The organism is Ideonella sp. (genome assembly GCF_044358605.1).
Lineage (GTDB): Bacteria > Pseudomonadota > Gammaproteobacteria > Burkholderiales > Burkholderiaceae_C > Ideonella.
The window spans coordinates 1-22,282 of the sequence record NZ_JBIKNQ010000074.1 but is presented as its reverse complement, the minus strand read 5'-3'; the positions used below and the strand labels follow the sequence as shown (position 1 = coordinate 22,282).

Annotated in this window: 19 protein-coding genes and 1 pseudogene; 16 read left to right on the top strand and 4 right to left on the bottom strand. The window is 62.6% G+C overall.

Annotated elements, in window-relative coordinates; translation table 11 throughout:
• From ACIQ3Q_RS20105 to ACIQ3Q_RS20095, 3 genes are all read right to left on the bottom strand, one after another.
• The coding region (locus tag ACIQ3Q_RS20105; RefSeq protein WP_396270992.1) for a DEAD/DEAH box helicase family protein at positions 1-2,503 on the bottom strand (2,503 nt) is incomplete at its 3' end.
• Positions 2,504-2,583: 80 nt separating this feature from the next.
• A complete protein-coding gene (locus tag ACIQ3Q_RS20100) occupies positions 2,584-2,991 on the bottom strand; it encodes a type II toxin-antitoxin system VapC family toxin (RefSeq protein ID WP_396270991.1) in 408 nt (135 codons plus the stop codon).
• A gap of 18 nt (positions 2,992-3,009) precedes the next feature.
• Complete coding sequence (locus ACIQ3Q_RS20095) at positions 3,010-3,249, bottom strand: AbrB/MazE/SpoVT family DNA-binding domain-containing protein (RefSeq protein WP_396270989.1); 240 nt, start codon at positions 3,247-3,249, stop codon at positions 3,010-3,012.
• A gap of 100 nt (positions 3,250-3,349) precedes the next feature.
• On the opposite strand from ACIQ3Q_RS20095, the gene ACIQ3Q_RS20090 reads away from it, so the two are divergent.
• The 11 genes and pseudogenes from ACIQ3Q_RS20090 (at position 3,350) to ACIQ3Q_RS20040 (ending at position 14,435) form a co-directional block, all read left to right on the top strand.
• Complete coding sequence (locus tag ACIQ3Q_RS20090) at positions 3,350-3,700, top strand: hypothetical protein (protein ID WP_396270988.1); 351 nt, start codon at positions 3,350-3,352, stop codon at positions 3,698-3,700.
• A 242-nt stretch (positions 3,701-3,942) separates the two neighbouring features.
• Positions 3,943-4,775 (top strand): annotated as a pseudogene (locus tag ACIQ3Q_RS20085) (contractile injection system protein, VgrG/Pvc8 family); the annotation flags it as partial.
• A 48-nt stretch (positions 4,776-4,823) separates the two neighbouring features.
• Positions 4,824-6,797: a type VI secretion system Vgr family protein gene (locus ACIQ3Q_RS20080; RefSeq protein ID WP_396270996.1), complete on the top strand. Its 1,974-nt coding sequence runs from the start codon at positions 4,824-4,826 to the stop codon at positions 6,795-6,797.
• Between the two features lie 20 nt (positions 6,798-6,817).
• Positions 6,818-7,654 (top strand): DUF4123 domain-containing protein, encoded by an 837-nt coding sequence (locus ACIQ3Q_RS20075; RefSeq protein WP_396270986.1) that lies wholly within the window; start codon positions 6,818-6,820, stop codon positions 7,652-7,654.
• Between the two features lie 59 nt (positions 7,655-7,713).
• Positions 7,714-8,349, top strand: a complete 636-nt coding sequence (locus ACIQ3Q_RS20070) for a DUF3304 domain-containing protein (RefSeq protein ID WP_396270985.1) — start codon at positions 7,714-7,716, stop codon at positions 8,347-8,349.
• A gap of 30 nt (positions 8,350-8,379) precedes the next feature.
• Positions 8,380-9,018, top strand: coding sequence for a DUF3304 domain-containing protein (locus tag ACIQ3Q_RS20065; protein ID WP_396270984.1), 639 nt, complete (start codon positions 8,380-8,382; stop codon positions 9,016-9,018).
• Positions 9,015-11,027 carry a phospholipase effector Tle1 domain-containing protein gene (locus ACIQ3Q_RS20060; protein WP_396270983.1) on the top strand — a complete coding sequence of 671 codons (2,013 nt, stop codon included), beginning with the start codon at positions 9,015-9,017 and terminating at the stop codon, positions 11,025-11,027. The genes ACIQ3Q_RS20065 and ACIQ3Q_RS20060 overlap by 4 nt, the downstream gene beginning before the upstream one ends.
• Before the next feature lie 66 nt (positions 11,028-11,093).
• Positions 11,094-11,360, top strand: a complete 267-nt coding sequence (locus tag ACIQ3Q_RS20055) for a hypothetical protein (protein WP_396270981.1) — start codon at positions 11,094-11,096, stop codon at positions 11,358-11,360.
• An 11-nt stretch (positions 11,361-11,371) separates the two neighbouring features.
• Positions 11,372-12,538 carry a T6SS immunity protein Tli4 family protein gene (locus tag ACIQ3Q_RS20050; protein WP_396270980.1) on the top strand — a complete coding sequence of 389 codons (1,167 nt, stop codon included), beginning with the start codon at positions 11,372-11,374 and terminating at the stop codon, positions 12,536-12,538.
• Between the two features lie 99 nt (positions 12,539-12,637).
• A complete protein-coding gene (serB, locus tag ACIQ3Q_RS20045; RefSeq protein WP_396270995.1) occupies positions 12,638-13,345 on the top strand; it encodes a phosphoserine phosphatase SerB in 708 nt (235 codons plus the stop codon).
• Between the two features lie 202 nt (positions 13,346-13,547).
• Positions 13,548-14,435, top strand: coding sequence for a hypothetical protein (locus tag ACIQ3Q_RS20040; RefSeq protein ID WP_396270979.1), 888 nt, complete (start codon positions 13,548-13,550; stop codon positions 14,433-14,435).
• Positions 14,436-14,446: 11 nt separating this feature from the next.
• Here ACIQ3Q_RS20040 and hrpA read toward each other — a convergent pair whose 3' ends face one another.
• Entirely contained in the window at positions 14,447-18,472 is a 4,026-nt protein-coding gene (hrpA, locus tag ACIQ3Q_RS20035) for an ATP-dependent RNA helicase HrpA (protein ID WP_396270977.1), read from the bottom strand.
• 79 nt (positions 18,473-18,551) lie between these two features.
• On the opposite strand from hrpA, the gene argA reads away from it, so the two are divergent.
• The 5 genes from argA to ACIQ3Q_RS20010 all read left to right on the top strand — a co-directional run.
• A complete protein-coding gene (gene argA / locus ACIQ3Q_RS20030) occupies positions 18,552-19,892 on the top strand; it encodes an amino-acid N-acetyltransferase (RefSeq protein WP_396270976.1) in 1,341 nt (446 codons plus the stop codon).
• 42 nt (positions 19,893-19,934) lie between these two features.
• On the top strand, positions 19,935-20,207 hold the full coding sequence (locus ACIQ3Q_RS20025) for an oxidative damage protection protein (RefSeq protein WP_396270975.1): 273 nt from the start codon (positions 19,935-19,937) through the stop codon (positions 20,205-20,207).
• A gap of 165 nt (positions 20,208-20,372) precedes the next feature.
• Positions 20,373-21,425 (top strand): extracellular solute-binding protein, encoded by a 1,053-nt coding sequence (locus ACIQ3Q_RS20020; RefSeq protein WP_396270974.1) that lies wholly within the window; start codon positions 20,373-20,375, stop codon positions 21,423-21,425.
• A gap of 84 nt (positions 21,426-21,509) precedes the next feature.
• Complete coding sequence (locus ACIQ3Q_RS20015; RefSeq protein ID WP_210806981.1) at positions 21,510-21,815, top strand: H-NS family nucleoid-associated regulatory protein; 306 nt, start codon at positions 21,510-21,512, stop codon at positions 21,813-21,815.
• A 145-nt stretch (positions 21,816-21,960) separates the two neighbouring features.
• Positions 21,961-22,282, top strand: a 322-nt coding sequence (locus ACIQ3Q_RS20010; RefSeq protein ID WP_396270994.1) for a CHC2 zinc finger domain-containing protein, incomplete at its 3' end; no start/stop codon positions are given.

The following is a 22,282-nucleotide window of genomic DNA, read 5'->3' as shown; positions in this document are numbered from 1 at the left end:
CCTGGCACCACTGGCCCAGCCGTCGCATCTTCTGTGGCAGGTCCAGCTCTTCGCGGCCTTTGGTTTCGACGATCCACACCGCGCCGTCTTGGGTGCGGACAATGAAGTCGGGCGTGTAGGTAGACAGCTCGCCGCTGGCCTTCACGTAGTCGATCTTGAAGCCCACGGCCATGTAGTTTTTGCCGAAGGCCTGCACGTCATCCGCCCCGTCCAAGAAGGCGGCGAAGGCCAGCTCCAAGCCGTCTGCCGAGCCCTCGCCCACGATGCGGTTGAACACCGATTTCTTGGCCTGCAAAAAGCCTCGGGGTTGGGTGCGGAACGGTCGCGTCTCCCGCAGCTTGATGTGGCCCTCGATGCGCGAAGCCCCTGCCTCGCGGATCGTCAAGCCGTTGATGGCCGTGCGGAAGCTGTCGAAGATGATTTTGCTGACCTCGGCCTCGGACAGGTTGCGCAGCACCACGGGGCTTTCAAGATCAACCGGCTGGTCAAACAGATGGTCGCGGATAAAGACCTTGACCTTGGGGTAGAGCAACTCGTACCCGCCCACTAGACGCAGCTCTTTCAGGAGCTGGCGCGCAAAGAAGGCCACCACGGAACGGAAGTCGGCCACGCCACTGCTGTCGAGCTGTATGGTGTGGTCCACCTCAGCATCGAGCATGGTCTTGAAGACAATCTCGCGCGTTTCCTCAGGCGTGAACGGCTTGACGGGCATGGGCTTGTTGCCCAGGGCTGAGGGGTCCAGTTCGCCCAAATCCTTGAACTCGCGATTGAAGCGGCGGGTCAGCCTGGGCAGGGCAATGTCCAGCTCGTCGATGTTCTTGGTGGTGGCGTCTTTCTCGACTTCCACCACCAGCGAGTCTTCACGTTCCTTGCCGCCGTTGCCGCCCATGGGCACCCGCTCGAAGTTCACGCCCTCGCTCTGGATGGACTCTACGAAGTCCATGAAGGCGGGCGTGCCCATGACGGACACCGTTTCTCGCTGATCGCTGCCAAAGTACATGCGGCGCAGGCCACGGCCCAGCGTCTGCTCGGGCAGGATATTGCTCTTGGCGGAGTAGGCCCGCAGGCCGACGATGACGCTGACGTTGCGAACGTCCCAGCCTTCTTTGAGCATCAGCACCGACACGATGGCCTTGTAGGGCGACTTCCAGGTGTCGATCTCGTTGGACTGCTTGCGCAGCAGCTCTAGCTCTTCTTTGTTTTTGCTGCTGGCGGCCTCTGAAATCTCGCCGTTGGCCTTGGTGTGGATGACGAGCACGCCGCCTTGAAGCTCGGGGCAAATTTTTTCAAGGGTGGCACCGACTTCGTCGCAATTTTTGGTGTCGTCCACCATCACAAAGAGCACGGCCTTCTTGCCCAATTTTTCGTGCTCTGCATAGCTCTTTCGCCACTCTTCGACGCCCAAGGCCAAGTAGTCGGCGTATTTCTCGCTGACGATGGGGCTGTTGTGCTCGGTCAGCTTGGCTCGGCTCACCGCATCGGGCAGCACAGGGTGCTTAACGACGTTCTGGGCAATGGCCTCCACCAGCGGGTAGTCGCTGATGGTCTGCACAAAGATGGCGCCGTTGTTGGCCTTGGGCGTGGCAGACACATCGATCTGGATGGACAGGCGCAAGTCCTTGTGCAGCATGCGGTGGTGGATGTCCTGGATGCACTTGAACCAGGCCATGCGTGGGTCGTGGATGTGGTGGGCCTCGTCGTTGAAGACGGCCAGCTCGTCGATCTCGCGGATCAACTCGCCCAGGTCGGTGTTGCTGTCCGTGGTTTTGCCCACGGGCCTGTCGCCAAAGGGCGAGAGGAAGTAGTCCCGCAGATCATCGTCGTCCAGTGAGGGCTCGGGCACCTCGCCCAGGTAGACGCGGTGGATGTTGGTCAGGAACAGGTTGCCCGTGGGGCGTACCACGCGCACGTCGTCCTGGATGTGCAGGGCGATCTGAAAGTCATCCCGCCAGTTGTGGCCCGCATGGCCGTTGTCGGGCAGCACGGGGTCGTTGAAGAAAATGCGGAGACCATCGAAATCGGACCGTAGACGGTCCAGCACGATGATGTTTGGGGCGATCAGCAGGAAGTTGCGCGAAAGCGTGGAGTCGGGCTCGTAGAGTTTGTGGAAGTAGCTCCACGCCATCAGCAGCGACAGCACCTTGGTCTTGCCCGCACCCGTGGCCATCTTGACCACGAAGCGGGGCCAGTCTTCATCAAACATATTGCTCGACACGGCCCCCGAGGCATCGAAGCGCAGCAGGTCGTATTTGTCGCGGGCTTTCCGGACGTCGTGCAGCCAGATGACCGACTCCACCGCCTCGCGCTGGGCAAAGTAGTAGCGGAATTCGCTCTGGGTGCCGTCTGCCTGCTCGATGAGGTGATGAGTTTGAAACCACCATTGCAGCAATGCTTTGGAGGTTTCGGACGCGCCTTCATAGCCCGAGGTGCGCCACTGGGCCACCTCTTGCCGAACCTTGGCTACCAAAGGGGGCAGCAGCTTCTCGTAGGCTGTGTCCCGCATTTCCTCTGCGGCGGGGAACCAGCGCAATGCCGGGTCCAAAACCTCATACGCTGAGGCGGGAAAGGAAGGGTGTAGTGCCACTAAGCGGCCTCCGTCGGGGAAATCAGCAAAACGGTCGGAAAGTAAGCGGCATAGCGCCGCGCATCGCGCGTCAACACCAGCAGGCCGGCCACGGCGGCATGCGCACCGATGAAGAAGTCGGCCAGCACATTGGTTTTGGTGCCCCCTTGCCTGCGGTACTTCACGAAAGCCTTGCTGGCTAAAAACAAAGCGGGCTTGGGGATGTCGAGCAAGGGAATCTGCAAGACGGCCAGGGTGTCGTCGAGAGCCTCGATGGTGCTGAAGGTGCTAGCCAGCTCAGCATAAATGACGGGGTTGATGACGAGTTGATGGACTTGCGCTTGGGCGCGAAGCTGAGCCACAGACCAATCGGCCCACTCGGGGTCGTCTTGCAAGACATCGACCAAAACGTTGGTGTCGACCAGCATCAGCGGTGCCTCTGCGGCTCAATCGCGCAGCAGAGCCATCAGGTCTTGGGTGCGCCATTTCATGTCGGCTTTGCCGCGTGCCAAATCAAAGCGGTCAGGCTGGGGCTTGCGGGCTTTGGCTGAGGCCACTTTCTGCAGCACCACTTGGCCGTCTCGGTTGACGGCAAAGTCCACGGCCGTGCCGGGCGTGAGGCCCAGGGCATCTCGGATCGGCTTAGGAATGGTGACCTGGCCTTTGACGGTGAGGGTGGTCGACATGAGGGGCACCTTTGGAGCTGAGTCTTACAAGATTCTAGATCGGTAATACCGAGCACTGCGCAAACCCGTGGTGATGTGTGCTGCGGTAAGCTCAGCGCTCATGCCTTCTCCCTCCATTCACCTTGAGCGTGCGCCATGGCTGCAAGGCCCGCAGCAGCGCTACATTTTGTCGGTGGATGACGGGCTGTCGCGCACTGCAAAACTGGTGGGCCAGCACCTTGTGCAGCACATGCAGTGCGAGAGCCACGCCCAGATTGAGGCCTCTTGGGTCAATCAGTCCCGAAACCTGAAGAGCTGGGTCTTGCGCTTTGCCAGTGGTGCCTCCTTGGCTGCCTTGGTCGATGAGCGGGACGAGCTCATTGAGCTGGATGCCCATGGTTTTGTGCTGACCTCGCCGCAGCCGCAGGCTGCTATGCCAGTCGACCCCTTGCACCTGCAAGACTGCCTCTGACCCCCATTTGGGCGAGCCAGACTCCCCCTTATCTCCCCCACTGCCCCTGCTAACATCCCCGCTCAAAATCAAAGTTGGGGAGATAAGCCGTGGCCCACCACGACATCACCGGGGTGGTTTCAACGCTGCTGCGCCTGCTGCAAGACCAAACCCGGCTCTACCGCCTAGAGGGCCCGGCCGAGCTGGCGCCGCTGCTGGTAGAAACCTTTGCCCTGCAAGCCACACTCAATCAGCCGTGGCGCATGGACATTGGCTGCGTGGCTGCCGACTTCCGCCTTAACTTTGACAACTTAGGCGCGCAAGGCATCAGCCTGGTCACCCGCTTAGCTGACGGCGGCGAACACCTTCACCCCGGCCTACTGCTCGGGGTGTACTACGGCGACACCGACGGCACCCTGGCCCGCTATCGCCTGCGCCTCGGCCCCTGGCTCAGCCTCTTGGCCCACACCCAGCGCAGCCAGGTCTGGCAAGAGCGCAGCGTGGTCGAGATCCTCGACAGCGTCTTTGCCCACTACCCTGCCGCCGCTTGGCGCTGGGCACCTTGCGTGGCCCCGCACCTGGACCAGAGCCCGCAGGGCTTGGATGGCCTGCGCAGCCTGTGCACCCAATACCGCGAGAGTGACCTCGCCTTGTGCAGCGCCTGCTGGCCGAAGAAGGCCTGAACTACCGCTTTGAGCCAGACGGCACCGCGCCCGCAGGCCACACCCTGGTGATCTTTGCCGACAGCAGCAGCGCCGACGCCTGCCCCGAAGACGTGTGCAGCCTGTTGAACGGCGGCGTGGCCTTCCACCGCGCCGAGAGCGTGGAGGCCCGCGACGCCATTCAAGCCTTTGGGGGCTCGCGCCAACTTCCCGTGGCCGAGACCTTGGCCCTGGCCTGGGACTACCGCGCCAAGAGCGCTGTGGCGGGTTCTACCCCCACCGCCAGTGCCTTTGGTGGCCCGCACGCGCCGCGCCTGCAAGCCTATGACGCCGCAGGCGCCTATGCCTTTGGCAGCAGCGCAGCGGCCCAGCGCGCCACCGAACTGCAGCAACAAGCCCACGAAGCCCGCGCCAAACGCTGGCTGGGCCGCAGCACCGTGCGCAGCTTCAACCCCGGCCAGCGCTTTGCGCTGGCGGGCAGCATGCTCGACGCGCTGGACGGCCTGGCCCACACCAGCCCCGGCACTACCACCCCAGACCCCAAAGTCTTTTTGCTGACCCAGGTGCAGGCCGCAGGCGTGAACAACCTGCCCAAAGACCTGGCCCGCAGCATCCACCAAGCCCTGGGCCAAGGCTGGCGCCCACCGGCCACCGGCCCCTGGGAAGCAGGCGCGGACCAGTTGCCCCAATGGCTGCCCCCAGAGTTGCGCCAACAAGCCCGCGAGCGTGGCTATGCCAACCAGTTTGAAGCCAGCCGCATCGCCATACCCTGGCGGCCACAGTTGCAAGACGGCAGCGGCGCCCGCCTCAACCCCCGCCACACCGGCCCCGGCCTGATGACCGCCACCGTGGTCGGCCCAGACGGCCACACCCAAGCCAGCGGGGCCGACGAGCTGCACATGGACGCCTTGGGGCGCGTGCGCATCCAGTTCCCCTTCCAGCGCCACGCTGCTCAGAGCGGCAGCGCACTGCCTAACACCAGTGCCAGCAGCACCTGGGTGCGCGTGGCCCAAAGTGCCGCCGGGCCGGGCATGGGCACCCAGTTCATCCCCCGCATCGGCCAAGAGGTGATCGTCACCTTCTTGGACAACGACATTGATAGGCCTGTCATCACCGGCACGCTTTACAACGGCCAGGGTGAGGAAGGGCGAATCGGGCAGGAGCCGGGTGTCCCTGCGGACACCCGGACCCGCGCAGCCGCCCCGGCCTACGAGCCGGGGCGTGTGGGTGATAGTCCGTTTTCACTCAGCAGCGACCACCAGCCCAGCGCCCAAGGCAACCTCATGGGCGCGGGCCACAGCCCCGCCTGGCATGGCGCGAGCCCCCACAGCCACACCGCAGGCGGCCAGGCCAACCCGGCCGCGCTCAGCGGCTTCAAGACCAAAGAGTTTGGCGGCCAGGGCTTTAACCAACTGGTGTTTGACGACACGCCACAGCAGTTGCGCACGCAACTGGCCACCAGCCAACACGCCAGCCAGCTCAACCTGGGCCACTTGGTGCACCAGGCCGACAACCACCGGGGCAGCTTCAGAGGCCTGGGGTTTGAGCTGCGCACCGATGCCTATGGCGCCATCCGCGCGGGCCAAGGCGTGCTGATCAGCAGCTACGGCCTGCCCGAGCAAGAGCCGGCCGGTGACAACGTGGCGGGCCAAGCCCTGGCCAAACAGCTCCAAGCCCTGGGCCAAAGTTTTAGCCAAGCCGCAGCCACCCACCAAGCCGTCAAGCTGGCCGGGCACGAGGGCAGCAGCGGCCAAAACAAAAGCAGCCTCAGCCCAGAACACGCCCCCTTCAACGCCCTCTACACCGCCTTGAGCGGCTTGGTGGGCCAGACATGGGAGCAAGCGCAAGGCGACGCCGCCAGTATCAAAGGCGCCACCGACAAAGCCCAAGCGCTGCCCCACCCCACCGCCCCCGTCATCGCCATCAGCGCCCGCGCCGGGCTGGTGGAGACAGCAGGCCAAGACATCCACACCGCAGCCGCCGAGACCCTGACCCTGGCCGCAGGCCAACACAGCAGCGCAGCCACCGGCGGCGCCCTGCGCATCCACAGCGGCCAAGCCATCGGCATGCTGGGCGGCGCCATCAAACCCGGCACCGAAGCCGCAGGCACGGGCTTGAGCCTCATCGCCGCCCAAGGCGACCTGAGCCTGCAAGCCCAAGCCAGCACCCTGCAAGTGGCCGCCAAAGGCCGCATCAACATCCAAAGCGCCAACAGCCACATCGACTGGGCGGCGGCGAAGAAGGTCAGCCTCACCACCGCAGGCGGCGCCAACATCACACTAGAAGGCGGCAGCATCACGGTGCAGTGCCCGGGGACCTTGACCATCAAAGCGTCTGTGCGCTCGTTCAAGGGGCCGGGAATAGTGGACTATGCGTTGCCTACGCTGCCGGGGCAGGTGTGTGAGAGTTGCTTGTTGAGTGCTGCTGCGGCTGGCGCACCATTTGCCATGCGTTGAGTGCTTGGGGTGAACTGAGCATGGACACCACTCAAAAGGATCGCACCCTGGGCGCGCAAGTTGCTGAGCAGATTGAAGCTGCGCCGGGTGCTGGCTTCGTACTGGTTGATGGGGCCTTGTGCCCGATGAGCCGCACGCCCTGGCTTCGGAACGTGCCTCGCATCATTGTTGCGCCGCGCTCCAGCCCGCAGGCAACAGCTGAAGCGCTGCCATACCTCATCGAAATGTCTGCACTGGGACGAGCGCAGCTTGTCGAAACGGTTAGATTGGCTCGCGAAACCTCAGGGGTGACATGGTTGACCAGCTCCTTGTCATGCCACGAGCTGGCCGTCACTCTCAGCCTGCGTATGGAGGCGGTGTTGCCGCAGAACCTCCCGGTCTTTCTTCGGGTTGCTGATGCGCGGGTGCTCCCGATGATTCACGAGGTGTTGTCTGAGGCGCAAAGGGAATCGTTTTTCAGTGCCGCCAGCGCATGGTGCTTTCTAGATCGGCAACATGAACTGGCCCAACTTCAGCTACCAAAGTTTTGCGAAGAGCGTTTCAGTCCACCGCTGTTTCTCACTGAGGCCCAAGAGCAAGCCTTGCTGAAGGCGGCGGAGCCAGATGCTATCTTGCGTTTGTTGGAGACGAACGACCATGAAGCGCTTGAAGGCCTGCCGGCCAACAAGCGCCACGCCTTCGTCGTGCAACAAATGAATCGAGCGGCGCAGTGGGGGCTGAATGCACCCGTTGACATTGCGCTGTACTGTTCTATTGCGCTCACTCGTGGCCACGACTTCGATCTCCAACCAGCGTGGAGCGCAAAGCTGCAGGACCTTAAGCTCGGTCGGCTAACCGTCGCGCAGTTGATCAGCTAGCGCGGATTCAGCGCAGCCCGCCGCATGATGCGAACCTTTCATTGAGTATGCAGAACGCCATGAAGACATCAACCCAATACATGATCCAACTTCGCTGGCGGGCAGCGTCTTGGGGCTGGGCTTTCTGCTCAGCCCTGGCCCTACCCGCCTGCAGCCCAGCGGCCAACCCTGATGCCACCGCAGCCGCTCCGGTGCAGGCACAAGCCGCTTCTGCGGCAGCACCCCGCGCGTTCCGCCCGGCAGGCGCCCCCAAGGCTTACACGCTGGGGGTGGTGGGTTACAACTACACCAACCAGAGCATCGCGAGCTTTGAGGTCGATGGTACTTGGGGAGGGAATCTGTCCGTTAGCACTCCGGAGAGTGGGGGGGGCGGGACGACCTGCTGCTACGCATGGAGCGACGCAACGAGCTTGCCCGCCACGGTGCGGGTCAGGTGGGTTTCTGGGGGGTGTACCTTCATGAGTGAGCCGAGCAAGTCAGGGTTTCGAGCCAAAGAGATTCAGCACTATTTCTCCGAGAAGGAAGTTCCCATCGTTGGCACGCTGCCCGCTCAGCCCACCACCATCGAGGTTCATTTCTACCCTGATGGGCGCATTGAGGCGGCCATCACGGACACAGAGTCAGAGCCCAAGCTCAAGCTCTCGCCCGACCGTGCGGTCGACCCCTACCCTGAAACGTGCAAGAGCACCCCATGAAGCCTGAGTGGGCATCCAGAAAGTCAACGCATGACAACACCAACAATTGAGGGGGCCTGGTTCCGCTGGCCGAACGCTTGGCGGGGCGCGGGCGCGCTGTGCTTAGCCCTGGCCCTGCCCGCCTGCAGCCCAGCGGCCAACCCAGATGCAAACACAGCCGCTCCGGTGCTGACGCAAGCCGCTTCCGCAACGGCACCCCGCGCGTTCCGCCCGGCAGGCGCCCCCAAGGCCTACACGCTGGGGGTGGTGGGCTACAACTACACCAATCGCTACATCGACAGCTTTGATGTCGACGGCACTTGGGGAGGGAATCTGGACGTTAGCACTGCCACTGCAGGTGGCGGAAAGTCGACCTGCTGCTACGCATGGAGCGACGCAACGAGCTTGCCCGCCACGGTGCGGGTCAGGTGGGTTTCTGGGGGGTGCAAGTTTCTCAGCAAGCCGAATTTGTATGGCGAACGATTCCCAGGCGTTCAGCACCACTACTCTGAAAAAGAAGTCCCCATCGTCGGCACCCTGCCCGCCAAGCCCACCACGATCGAGGTTCATTTCTACCCTGATGGGCGCATTGAGGCGGCCATCACGGACGCAGAGTCAGAGCCCAGGCTCAAGCTCTCGCCAGACCGTGCGGTCGACCCCTACCCTGACACGTGTAAGAGCGCGCCATGAACCCTGAGATTGCAAAGCGCCTGCCCGCCGCGCAGCAGCAGGCCACGGCTTTGGCCCAAGCCTCGCAAGGTGTGGCTGGCCCGCCCCTAGACCCTGCTTGCAGGGCCACCTTGGAAGGCCCCACGCAGGCACAGCGCATGGCGGGCATGGTGGCGGCCGAGCGCGGTGCGGTTCCTGGATACAGCTGCGAGCAGCGCATCTATGTCAGCTTCTTTTTTGATGGCACGGGCAACAACCTGAAGAATGATGTACCGACCTTGGAACACAGCAACGTGGCTCGTATGTTCAGAGCCATGCCATTGAACGATCCGGCAACAAACCATTTTTCAGAGTACATCCCCGGCATCGGAACCCCTTTCCACGAGATTGGCGACAAAGGGGCCGGCCCCATCCCGTGGGTGGACCACCATGCGGGCATGGGTGGGGTTGGGCAAGGGCGCTTGGATTGGGCGTTCAACAAGCTGCGCGAACGGGTCAAGGCGGCCGAGGCCCGCGCCCAGAACCCCACCAACAAGATGAAGGACATTCGGCTGGCGGTGTTTGGGTTTTCGCGGGGGGCGACGTTGGCCCGAGCCTTTGTGCGCGATCTATTCGATCCCTCAAAGGGCTTGACGGTGCTGCGTGGCGGGGCGCGCCAATGGGCGCAAGGCGGCTATCCCTTGAGCGTGGAGTTCATGGGGCTGTGGGACACCGTGGCTGCGGTGGGCCTGCCCATGAGCGCCAACAATCTGCGGGCGGTTCGGTCGGAGCGGCGTGGCAATGTCACCCGGCGGCTCTCCGGTGGTGCCCAGACCCCCTTGTTGCGGGCAGTGGACTTGGCCTTTGGAGCCCCAGGGGCAGACCCCTCACCCGGCACCGCTGATGGGCATGGGGCCTGGGCTGACGGCTTGGCCATACCCGAAGAGGTGCGAGCCTGCGTTCACATGATTGCGGCCCATGAGGTTCGCAATTCGTTCCCAGTGGACAGTGTCCAGCGCGGCAACCACCGCCCCGCCTGTTGCAAAGAGGCGGTGTATCCGGGCGTTCACTCCGATGTGGGTGGAGGCTACCGGCCGGGCGAAGGCGGGGTAGGTCAAGCGCAGGGCGCAGCGGCACCTGCACCTCAATTGTCTGCAGCAATGCTTAGTCAAATTCCGCTCAAAGCGATGTATGACGAGGCAATATCTGCTGGGGTTCCATTGCGAAAGATGAACTCCCCAGGTTGGACTTCAGACAACATTACAGACTTCATTTTGTCTCCGCGTCTCGCCGACCTCTACAACCACTACCTCGCCCAAATGGGCAATACCTCCCGGCCCCTCGGTCAGGTCATGTTGGCCCACACGCGCTTGTACTGGGCTTGGCGATGGCAGCGCATCGCCAAGGGCCGCAGCACGCAGCTCAGCCAGATCGGCCACAACGAAGCGGTGTTTGCAAAAGACCGCCAAGCGCTGGAAGCAGAGGTCGGGGCCAAACAGCAGGCCATTGCCACACTGAAGCGCGAACGTCAGGCGCAGTTTGCAGAGCTGACCATGGGGCCGCCACCCAAGACCGAGGCGGAGCGCGCAGCCCACGAGGCCAGACGCCAAGCCTATGTGCAGGAGAACGTTAAGGCCGACAAGGAAATCGCCAGGTTAGAGAAGGACATCATTGAGCTTGAAGCCCGAACGGCCAGCCTTCCAGCGACCGGCAAGTTAGCGGCGGAGCTGAGCCGCTTTGACACTGAGCTGTTAGAAGACGTGCGCAGCATCCAGGCGGACATCGCCGCCCGCCGCCATACCCGGCAGCAACTCCGGCCTCATTACCGCCAGTTGGTCGAGACTTATGAAGCCGAGTTTGAGCAAGGCAAGGGCTTGCGCGACGAAAAGGTCATTGCCTTTTTTGACAACCATGTTCACGACTCCTTGGCCAACTTCAACACCGCGAGTGACAGTACCTTGCCCTCTGACCCTCGGGTCATTTATGTGGGTGAGGATGTGAAGCTGTTGTATGCAGAGGGCCAGCTCCAGCCCCAGCATCGTGTTGCCTAGCCTTGATGCGCTGCAGCGCCTGCTGGCCCGACCCAGGAGCAAGGCCTGAACGTCCGCTTTGAACCCTTGGCAGACGCCCCCGCAGGCCACACGCTGGTGATCTTTGCCGACAGCAGCAGCGCTGACGCCTGCCCCGGAGATGTCTGCAGCCTGTTGAATGGCGGCGTGGCCTACCACCGCGCCGAGAGCGTGGAAGCCCGCGACGCCATCCAAACCTTTGGCGGTGTGCACCATCTGCCCGTGGCCGAGAACGTACGCGCCTGTATGTTCACGCTGCGCTGCATTGTGAAGATCGCGCAGGCCGTGCGGCAGACCTCGCTCAAATACGACTGAACTCGCCGCCCATGCCCTCGCTTCAAACTCCAAGCTTCTATGGCCGCTGGCGCTACCTCTTGAGCCTTGTCAGCCTGACCGCGCTTTGCGCCTGCTCCAAACCCTTGCCTGTCATGACGCCCGAAGAATCCAAAGCCATCCAAACCTTGACAGCCGACATGCGCACCCGCTGCGTGGGACGCTACTTGGTCGATTTGCCACAGCGCTTTGTGCTCAACCCCTGGTCGCGCACGGAGTTCGTCATCGACCTCGAAGAAATCAAGGTCACGCAAATCGTGCCCATGAGCCGCGCGCGTTTTGAAACGGAGCTTGAAGTCTTTAAGGCACAGATGCGCGGCAATATGAAGCCGCCCAAAGACCCTACGGTTGCCTTTGTGCAAGGACAGTACATCCCCAGAGGCACAGAGGCGGGCCTCATTGTGGATAGGGCGAAAGGAGATGTTGATGATCGGCAAATGCCTCCAGCCTTCCGTCAGCTAGAGGCCATTGCGTGGAAGGCCGGATACTTGTTACGAGCACATATTGCGGCCTTCAATCCGAAATTGAGTCGGTCTGACCATGGAAATCGTCAAAGCGATGTTCCGGAAAAATTGGAACTGCTGCAATCTGTGTTGGAGCGCCTGCGCGGCCGCGACGATTTGGAGATACCCACCGAACCCGGGGTGTGCTTTGCCAACGGCTTTTTGATGGGGCCGGCCAATGCCAGTCAGCATGAGTGGCTGGAGATCTATCACCACCTTGACGCTGCGCCTGATGTCTACACCGACATTCGGCAAATCAGCAAGTTAAAGCAAGACACGCATCTGCTGGAGCGCGGTGATGCCATTGAGCCTGCACTCAAAAAAGCCAAGGGCCATACCGTACGCAAAGGCATGGCCCAAGCCCAGATTCCGGGTGCGCAGGAGTGGCTGCGCACAGGCATGCACGAGTTCAACCAATTCCTTGCCCAAGACTTCGCGCTGGAAGCCAATAGCAAGTCTGGTAAGTCGTCAGCACCATTTTTCTCATTGGGCCTGTCAAACGGATTCTTCATACCCAAGCCGGTTCGGCCTGAAGATGAGCTGGAGGAGGCAGCCACCCGCAAGCCGCTGCCCAAAGCCACATTTTCAGAGGCCCAAGTGTTGGCCTTGTGGGACGCTATTGTGCCCACCCTACGCCCCCGCCCCGGCGCGTTCTAGATCACGGGCTCGGTGAAGCGCCAGCATCTGCACTCCGCACTCTGAGAGCAAAAGGATGGCTGAAGCGGGCCAGCGTCACGGGATAATTGCGGCATGAGCATGCCCCAAGAAATCGAACCCGGCCTTTTCATCCGAGGTCTGACCCCACCGCTGCGCCTTGGCGACTTCAAGCTGGTGGCTTTTGACATGGACTCCACGCTGATCAACATCGAGTGCGTGGACGAGATCGCGGCGGCCGCCGGCCGCAAGGCCGAGGTGTCGGCCATCACCGAGGCTGCCATGCGCGGCGAGATCACCGACTACAAAGACAGCCTGCGCCGCCGCGTGGCGCTGCTCAAGGGCGTGCCGCTGAGCGCCCTGGAGGCGGTGTATGCCGACCACCTGGAGTTGAACCCCGGTGTGGAGGCCTTTGTGCAAGCCTGCCAGGCTGCTGGCTTGAAGACGCTGCTGGTGTCGGGCGGCTTCACCTTTTTCTCCGACCGCGTGCGCCAACGCTTGGGCCTGGACTTTGCCCGCAGCAATGTGCTGGAGGTCGAAGACGGCCAGCTCACCGGCCGCATGGTGGACCGCCCCTGGGGCGACATCGTGGACGGCGCCGAAAAGCGCCGCGTGGTGCTGGAGGTGTGCGAGCTGATGGGCATTTCGCCCGAGCAGGCCATTGCCGTCGGCGACGGTGCGAACGACCTGCCGATGATGAGCGTGGCAGGTTTGTCGATTGGCTTTCACGGCAAGCCCGCTGTGCGGGAAGAGGCCATGCTCTCCATTGAGGCCGGTGGCATGGACCGTGCCTTGACGGTGTTGCGCTGAAACAGCTGGGCACAGGGGTACGCTCAAGCCCTGTGGGGGGCGGCCGATAACGGGGTTGGCGCTACTAACTCTATTAGGCAGCCGCCAGCCCCTGCGATGACGCGCTGAAGTTGGATGCGAGGCGGCTGGCCATGCCCCGTTGGCCATGACCTGCATCCTTCTTGTGACCCCCCCTTCCCCCCTTGGTGCAGTTTGGCAAAGGGTGCTGTCTTCGCCCCCGTGGACGGTGGTGCGCAGTGACCCACCACCACGCTCTTGCCGAGCCTGGGCCCCTGAAAACCTGCACGAAGCCCCCGCGCTGATCGTGCTGGCAGGCCTCAGCCCTCACGAGCAACGCTTGGTCACCTTGCGCCAATGGCACCAGTCGCGCCGCAGGCGCTTTCCCCCAGTGCTGTGCCTGCAAGACGAGGGCTGGACCGGCGGCATCTTGGCCGCACCAGAAGAAGGCGTGAATCTGACCTTGGCGGCCAGCACCCCCGTGACTGATGTGCAGGCCGTGGTCCGTCTGCTGTTGGCGGCACCCCGGCGTGACGCCACGTCACAACAAGACGAATGGATAGCCCGCATGTGGCAGGCCCAAGAGATGCTGCTGACTGAGCCTGCGCTCTCGGCCGCTGCAGTGCAGGCCACCCGCACGGTGCTGGAGCGGCTGCTGGCCTCGCGCCTGGATGAGCATGCGCTGGCCGCCGCGCTGGCGCTAACCCTGCTGCCAGATGGCGCCCGCCCCTTGGCCCTGTGGGCGAGGGAGTTCGCTCCCCCGCCCGAAAGCGCTCACCTCAACCCGTCTGCCGGCTTTCCCCTAGACCGGCTCAGAGCGCGCTTGATCCGCGTCGGCCCGCAACGCTTTGCGCTGCCGCTGGATGAGGAGGACCAACCTTTGGCCGGTTGGCCCGCGCCTGCCGCTGGGGTGTTGGACCGCGCCGAAGGCGTGGCCTTCGTGCCGTGGAGCCCGCTGATGGCGCGGCTGAGTGGCTTCATCGGCACGGCTTTGTGCCGCAACGGCATGCACTGGCTCATCCCCCAGCCTGCCGTGTGGCCACCTGGGGCCATGCACCACGAAGATGCCTCCAAGCGCAGCTCGGCGGCCTAAGGCGATGAAGCTCAACTGCTGAGCTGAGCCCAGACCTTTTCAAGCCGCTTCACCGACACCGGCTGCGGCGTGCGCAGCTCTTGCGCAAACAAGCTGATGCGCAGCTCTTCCATTTGCCAGCGGAAATCGTCCAAACGGCTGTCGCTGGTGCCTTTAAGCTCCGCCAAGCGGCGCAGCCAGCGCTGCTCCAGCGGGCGCAGCTCGGCCAAACGCTGGGCATCGCGTGCCGGGTCGCTGCGCAGCTTGTCTAGCCGCATCACCACGCCCTTGAGATAGCGCGCAAAGTGCTGAAGCTGGCCATAAGGTGCCAGCACCAAAAAGCGCTTGGGGCAGAGGCGCTGCAACTGCGCTTGGATGTCGTCCGCCACGTCTTTGGGCGGGCGGCTGTCTTTGAGCTTGCGGGCGGCAGCGGCATACTCCACCAACACAGCCGCCGCCAATCGGGCGACCTCTTGCGCGATCAGGTTGAGCCGCGTGCGGCCCTCCTCCACCCGCTTGGCAAAGCTGAATTGGTCTTGCGGCAAGGGCTCCAGCAAAAACGCCCGCTCCAGCGCCACGTCAATGATCTGCTCGCGCAGCTCGTCCACCGTGCCGCCCATCTGCATATAGGCCACACCCATTTGAGTGAGGCCGGGGATGTTCTTGTCCAGGTACTTCAGGGGCTCTTTGATCTGCAGGGCCACCAAACGACGCAGGCCAGCACGGTGCTTGCGGGCGGCGACCTCGGGCTCATCAAAGACCTCGATCTCGACGTGCGCGCCTTGGTCTATTAAGGCCGGAAAGCCGATCAGCGTCTGCCCGCCCTTGCGGATCTCCATCAGCTCCGGCAGTTCGCCAAAGGTCCAGGCGGTGTAGCGCTGAGCCGCCGCTTCCGCCGCAGGAGCCGGTGCAGGGGCTTTGACCACGGCCACCACGCCTCGTCCGGTCGGCGGGGCGCCAGGCGGCGTGGCCGCAGCAGGTGCTGCGGATGCGGCAGGTGAAGAAGGGCTGGCCAGCTTCAAGGCGGCCAAGGCCTGGAAGGCCGAGCGCGCCAGGCCGCCCAAGTCCGCCTTCAGGCTGCTGAGCTGGCGGCCCAGGCCCAACTGGCGGCCATGCTCATCGACCACGCGGAAGTTCATCAGCAAATGCAGCGGCAACTGCTCTTGCTTGAAGTCATTGCGCTGCACGGCCACTTGCGTACGCTCGCGCACGGCCTTGAGCAGCACGTCAATCAAGTTGCCTTGCGCAAAGGGCGCTGTGGCACAGAACTCGGCCACAAACTCAGGCAGCGGCACCAAGCGCGCCCGGGGCTTTTGGTGCAAGCTTTTGACCAAGGCCAGCACCTTGGCCTCCAGCATGCCGGGCACCAGCCAGTCGCAGCGCTCTTCACTCACCTGGTTGAGGGCATAGATGGGCACGGTCACCGTCACGCCGTCTTTGGCATCGCCCGGTTCATGCAGATAGCTCACACTGCAATCCACACCACCCAAGCGCAGCGTGCGCGGAAAGGCTGCCGTGGTCACCCCGGCCGCCTCATGGCGCATCAGCTCTTCACGGCTGAGGTGCAGCAGCTTTGGCGTGGCTTTGCTGGCTTCACGGTACCAGCGCTCCATGCTGGCACCACTGACCACATCCGCAGGCAAGTGCTGGTCGTAGTAGGCGTAGATCAGCTCGTCGTCCACCAACACATCTTGTCGGCGGGACTTGTGCTCCAGCTCTTCGACCTGGGCCATCATCTTGCGGTTGTGGGCCAGGAAGGGCAGCTTGCTGTCCCACTCGCCGTTCACCAGCGCCTCTCGGATGAAGATGTCGCGGGCGGCGCGCGCATCCACCCGGCCAAAGTTCACCCGCCGGTTGCTGTAGATGACGATGCCATAGAGCGTAGCCCGCTCCAGCGCAATGACCTCGGCGGCTTTTTTCTCCCAATGTGGCTCCAGCAATTGGGTCTTGAGCAAGTGGCCGGCAATCTGCGGTATCCATTGCGGCTCTATGCCCGCAAGCCCACGGCCAAACAGCCGAGTGGTGTCCACCAGTTCGGCAGCCACCAGCCAGCGGCCTGGCTTTTTGCTCAGGTGGGCACCGGGGTGGCGCCAGAACTTGATGCCCCGCGCACCCAAGTACCAGTCTTCGTCGTCCGACTTGCAGCCAATATTGCCCAACAGCCCCGCCAGCATGGCCAGGTGCACCTGCTCGTAAGTGGCGGGGCTTTGGTTCAGACGCCAGCCATGCTCGGCCACCACGGTGTGCAACTGCGAGTAAATGTCGCGCCATTCGCGGACGCGGCGCGGGCTGACAAAGCTGTCGCGCAGGCGTTGCTCTTGCTGGCGGTTGGAGAGCTTGTGGCTGTCCACCTGCTGGCCCGCCTTGGCCTGTGCCGCGTGGCCGTGCTGCCCACGGCCCTCTTCAATCCAAGCCCAGAGCTTGAGATAGCCCATGAACTCTGAGCGCTCGTCGTCGAATTTCTTGTGCTTCTCGTCCGCCGCTTGCTGAGCCTCCAAGGGCCGGTCGCGCACATCTTGGCCGGTCAGTGCCGAGGCAATGATCAAGACCTCGCTGAGGCTTTGGCGGTCGCGTGCCTCCAAAATCATGCGGCCCACGCGCGGGTCCAGGGGCAAGCGCGACAGCTCTTTGCCGATGGGGGTCAGTGCGTTGTCATCGTCCACTGCGCCCAACTCACCCAGCAGGGCGTAGCCGTCGGCAATGGCTTTTTTGGGCGGGGCTTCCAAGAACGGAAAGTCTTCCACCTGACCCAAGCCCAGCGCCTTCATGCGCAAGATCACGCCGGCCAGCGAGGACCGCAGAATCTCCGGGTCGGTGAAACGCGGCCGCGCCGCAAAGTCCTTCTCGTCATAGAGCCGGATGCAGATGCCATTGCTCACCCGGCCGCAGCGGCCCGCACGCTGGTTGGCAGCGGCTTGGCTGATGGCCTCAATCTGAAGCTGCTCGACCTTGTTGCGGTAGCTGTAGCGCTTGACCCGAGCCAAGCCCGCATCAATCACATAACGGATGCCCGGCACCGTCAACGAGGTTTCAGCCACATTGGTGGCCAGCACAATGCGGCGGCCATTACCCGCCTGGAACACGCGGTCTTGCTCTTGCTGCGAGAGCCGGGCAAACAGCGGCAGGATCTCAGGCTGCGGGCCGTGGCGGTGCTGCTGCGCCAAGTGTTTGCGCAGGTGGTCAGCCGCCTCGCGGATCTCGCGCTCGCCGGGCAAAAACACCAAGATGTCGCCGGGGCCTTCGCGCCAGAGTTCATCAGCCGCGTCGGCGATGGCGTCGTCTAGGTCGAATTCCTTGCTTTCCTCAAAGCTGCGATAACGCTGCTCGACCGGAAACGTGCGGCCGCTCACCATCAAGACGGGTGCGGGGCCTTTGGCGGACTCAAAGTGGCGTGCGAAACGGTCGGCATCGATGGTGGCCGAGGTGACGATGATCTTCAGGTCCGGCCTGCGCGGCAGGATCTGGCGCAGATAGCCCAGCAGAAAATCGATGTTGAGGCTGCGCTCATGCGCCTCGTCGATGATCAGGGTGTCATACGCCTTGAGCAGCGGGTCGGTCTGGGTTTCGGCCAGCAAGATGCCGTCGGTCATCAGCTTGACAGAGGCGCCCGGCTGCAGCCGATCTTGGAACCGCACCTTGAAGCCCACCACCTCGCCCAGCGGGGTGTCCAGCTCTTCGGCAATGCGCTTGGCCACAGAGCTAGCGGCAATCCGTCTAGGCTGGGTGTGGCCGATCAGGCCTTGGCCACCGGCCCCCCAACCACGGCCCAGGGCCAGTGCCAGCTTGGGAAGTTGGGTGGTTTTGCCGGAGCCTGTCTCGCCGCAGACGATGACGACTTGGTGTTGGGCGATGGCCTCGGCGATGTCATCACGCCGACCCGAGACTGGCAGCGACTCAGGAAAGCTGATGGGCGGCACCGGATTGGGTGCGGGGCGCTGGCGCGGTGTCGCCGACCGAGCCGCACGGGGCTGTGGCCCAGCGGCTTGAGCAGGGGCGCAGGTATCGCGGCGGACGGGCGCGTCGGGGCGCCGTGGCTTGGGAGCAGTAGGTTCAGTCACAGGGGCGGGATTATCGTCGCTGAGTTCACCGCGTCTCTCGACGGAGTGTGCTGCGCCTGCGGCACAATCCCCCGCAACTATGGACCTCGTCTTCCCACACACTTTTGTGCCTTGGTTTCGCGCCGTGGCGCCCTATATCCATGCCTACCGCGGCAAGACCTTTGTGGTCGGGATGACGGGCGAGTTGATTGCGGCCGGGCGCTTAAACCTGTTTGTTCAAGATTTGGCCATCTTGCATGCCATGGGCGTGCGCCTGGTGTTGGTGCATGGCTTCAGGCCACAGGTGGATGAACAGCTGCAGGCCAAGGGCCAAGTCTCGAAGTTTGCCCAAGGGCGCCGCATCACCGACAGCGTGGCGCTGGACTGCGCCCAGGAAGCCGCCGGGCAGCTGCGCTTTGAGATTGAGGCCGCGTTCTCGCAAGGCTTGCCCAACACGCCGATGGCCAACTCGACGGTGAGAGTCATTTCGGGCAATTTCTTGACGGCCCGGCCCGTGGGCATTGTCGACGGCGTGGACTTTCTCTCCAGCGGCGTGGTGCGCAAGGTGGATGCCGGTGCGATACGACGGGCCATGGACATCGGTGCCATTGTTTTGCTCTCGCCCTTCGGTTTTTCGCCCACGGGCGAGGCCTTTAACTTGTCGATGGAAGATGTGGCGGTGGCCACCGCTGCGGCGCTTCAAGCGGACAAGCTGCTGTTCTTGACCGAAACCGGCGGCATCCACGAAACGCCGACGGACCCGGAAAGCCCCATTGATACTGAACTGGCGCTGGCGGACGCCGAGCGTCTGTTGGCCGCCATGCCCCCGGCCAGCCTGCCCACCGACCCCTCGTTTTATCTGCAACATTGCGTGGCAGCCTGCCGGGCGGGCGTTGAGCGCTCTCACATCTTGCCCTTTGCGACGGACGGCGCGGTCTTGTTGGAAGTCTTCACCCACGACGGCATCGGCACCATGGTGGTGGACGAAAAGCTGGAAAGCCTGCGCGAAGCCACCTCTGATGACGTGGGCGGCATCTTGCAGTTGATTGAACCGTTCGAGCGCGACGGCACGCTGGTCAAGCGTGACCGTACCGAGATCGAGCGCGACATCAACGGCTACACCGTGATCGAGCACGACGGCGTGATCTTTGGCTGCGCCGCGCTCTACCCTTACCCCGAGGCCCGCACCGCCGAGATGGCAGCACTGACGGTGTCCCCACAAGTGCAAGGACAAGGCGATGGAGACAAAATCCTGAAGCGTGTGGAGCAGCGTGCCCGCGCTATGGGGCTGGACAGCATCTTTGTGCTCACCACCCGAACCATGCATTGGTTCATCAAGCGCGGGTTCTCCGTCGTCGACCCGGACTGGCTGCCCGACGCTCGCAAACGCAAATACAACTGGGACCGGCGCTCGCAAGTGCTGGTTAAACGACTGTCTTGAGGGGCCTTGGTGGCCCTTTGTTTCTCACTGGAGTGATGCCTCATGGCTCGAATGATTCAATGCACCTACCTGAAAAAAGAAGCCGAGGGTCTCGACTTCGCGCCCTACCCTGGCGAGTTGGGCAAGCGCATTTGGGAGAACATCAGCAAAGAAGCGTTTGAACAGTGGAAAAAGCACCAGACCATGCTGGTCAATGAGAACCGCTTGAACCTGGCTGATGCCCGTGCCCGCCAGTACCTGGCCCGGCAGATGGAGCAGTTCTTTTTCGGTGGTGGCGCAGACCAACCCACCGGCTATGTGCCCCCCAGCGCTTGAACGCAGGCTCATCTTTTCGGTGCCTGGACGCAAGGGTGGCCACATGCCACCCTTTTGCCGAATGCTCTAAGACCACATTGGTGTCCTTTGATTTAAAGCAATTGCGAATCATTCGCGTTTGCATGTAAACTTCGGTCCATCACTTTGATGGTCCCGGAGTTCCCCATGCGTGCTTTGTCCTTCCCCCTGCATTCCATGCTCTTCTTGGCATGCTCAGCGCTCATGGCCAGCGCTGCTCAGGCCGCCGACCCTAAGGTCTTGAACCTCTATTCCGCACGGCATTACCAAACGGACGAGGCGCTCTACGCCAACTTCACTAAGCAAACCGGTATCCGTATCCAGCGCGTCGACGCTGACGACGCGGGCATCCTGGCCCGACTCAAGAGCGAGGGCACATCCTCTCCGGCTGATGTCGTGTTGTTGGTCGATGCCTCACGCCTCTGGCGTGCCGAGGTCGATGGCCTCTTTCAGGGCGTTCGCAGCCCGGTTCTCGAGGGAAAGATTCCCGCTCAATTGCGCGGCAAAGACAGCGGCCAAGGCTCCCCTTGGTTTGGTTTTTCAACCCGCGCCCGCATGGTCATCTACAACAAGCAGATGGTCAGCAAGACGGATGTGGATACCTACGAAAAACTGGCCAACCCCAAACTGCAAGGCAAACTCTGCACTCGCTCCGGCTCGCACCCCTACAACCTGTCTTTGTTCGGAGCCATGACGGAGCGACTGGGCGCTGCGGCCACCGAGAACTGGCTCAAAGGTCTTGTGGGCAATATGGCACGCACGCCTAAGGGCGGCGATACCGACCAAATCAAAGCCACGGCCTCCGGAGAATGCGGCGTCGCGCTCGTCAACAGCTATTACTTGGCACGCATGTTGCGCTCGAACAAGAGCGAAGACCGCGATGCGGTCGAGAGAATTGGCTACCTGATGCCAGACCAATCAGGGGCGGGTACGCATATGAACATTGCTGGCGGCGCAGTGGCCCGGTATGCCCAGAATCGCGACGCCGCTGTGAAGTTTTTGGAGTATCTCGCCTCAGACAGCGCGCAGGCTTATTTTGCAGACGGAAACAATGAGTGGCCTGTCGTCAAGTCCGTCAAGATCACCAACCCAGCGCTCGATTCCTTTGGAGCATTCAAGACGGAAACCACACCGGTGTCTGTCATTGGAATGAATCAGGTCAAAGTGCAACAGATGCTGGACCGCGTAGGCTACAAATAATCCCCGAAACACCAAAAGTATTGCGGTGCTCGCAACTTGGTTTATGATGGCGCACCCTGTTTGGGGTTTGCAGGAGAAATTTCAATGTCGAGCATCCAAGAACTGTTGGCCCAGAAGGCTGAACTTGATCGTCGTATCGCCGAGGCCCAGCGTGCTGCCAAGTCGGACGCTATTGCCAAAGTCAAAGCACTGATGTCGGAATATGGCCTCACCGCTGCTGATTTGGCCGGCCGTGCTCCTGGTGCTGCAAAGCCTGAAACTACCCGCAAGGTGGCTGCGAAGTATCGCGACCCAGCCTCTGGCCAAAGCTGGACCGGCCGTGGCCTGAAGCCCAAGTGGCTGCAGGCCGCACTGGCTTCCGGCAAGTCTCTCTCTGACTTCGCCATCTGAGCGTCAGTCGTTCTCGCTGAGCTGGCTCCGCAGGGGCTGCTAATCGGCGAGAATCAACAGCATCAGGCGCGCTTGGCCTGAGTGCTGATCCCTTGAGGGCAGCTTTGGCTGCCCTTTGTCTTTTTCTGGCCTTTGTCGCGTCTGTATTGTGATTCCTTCTGGCTTTTTGCAAGAACTTTTAGCCCGAACCGACGTGGTAGACATCGTCGGGCGCCAAGTGACGCTCAAAAAGGCCGGCATCAACTACAAGGGCTTGTGTCCCTTTCATGGTGAGAAATCACCCAGCTTCATCGTCAGCCCATCACGCCAGACTTACCACTGCTTTGGGTGTGGCGTTCATGGCGATGCGATCCGGTTCCTGACCGAACATCACGGCATGACTTTTGTGGAAGCCGTGCACGATTTGGCGAGATCCGCGGGCCTGCAGGTTCCGGAAGATGAAACCTCAGCGGCGGACCGTGCACGTG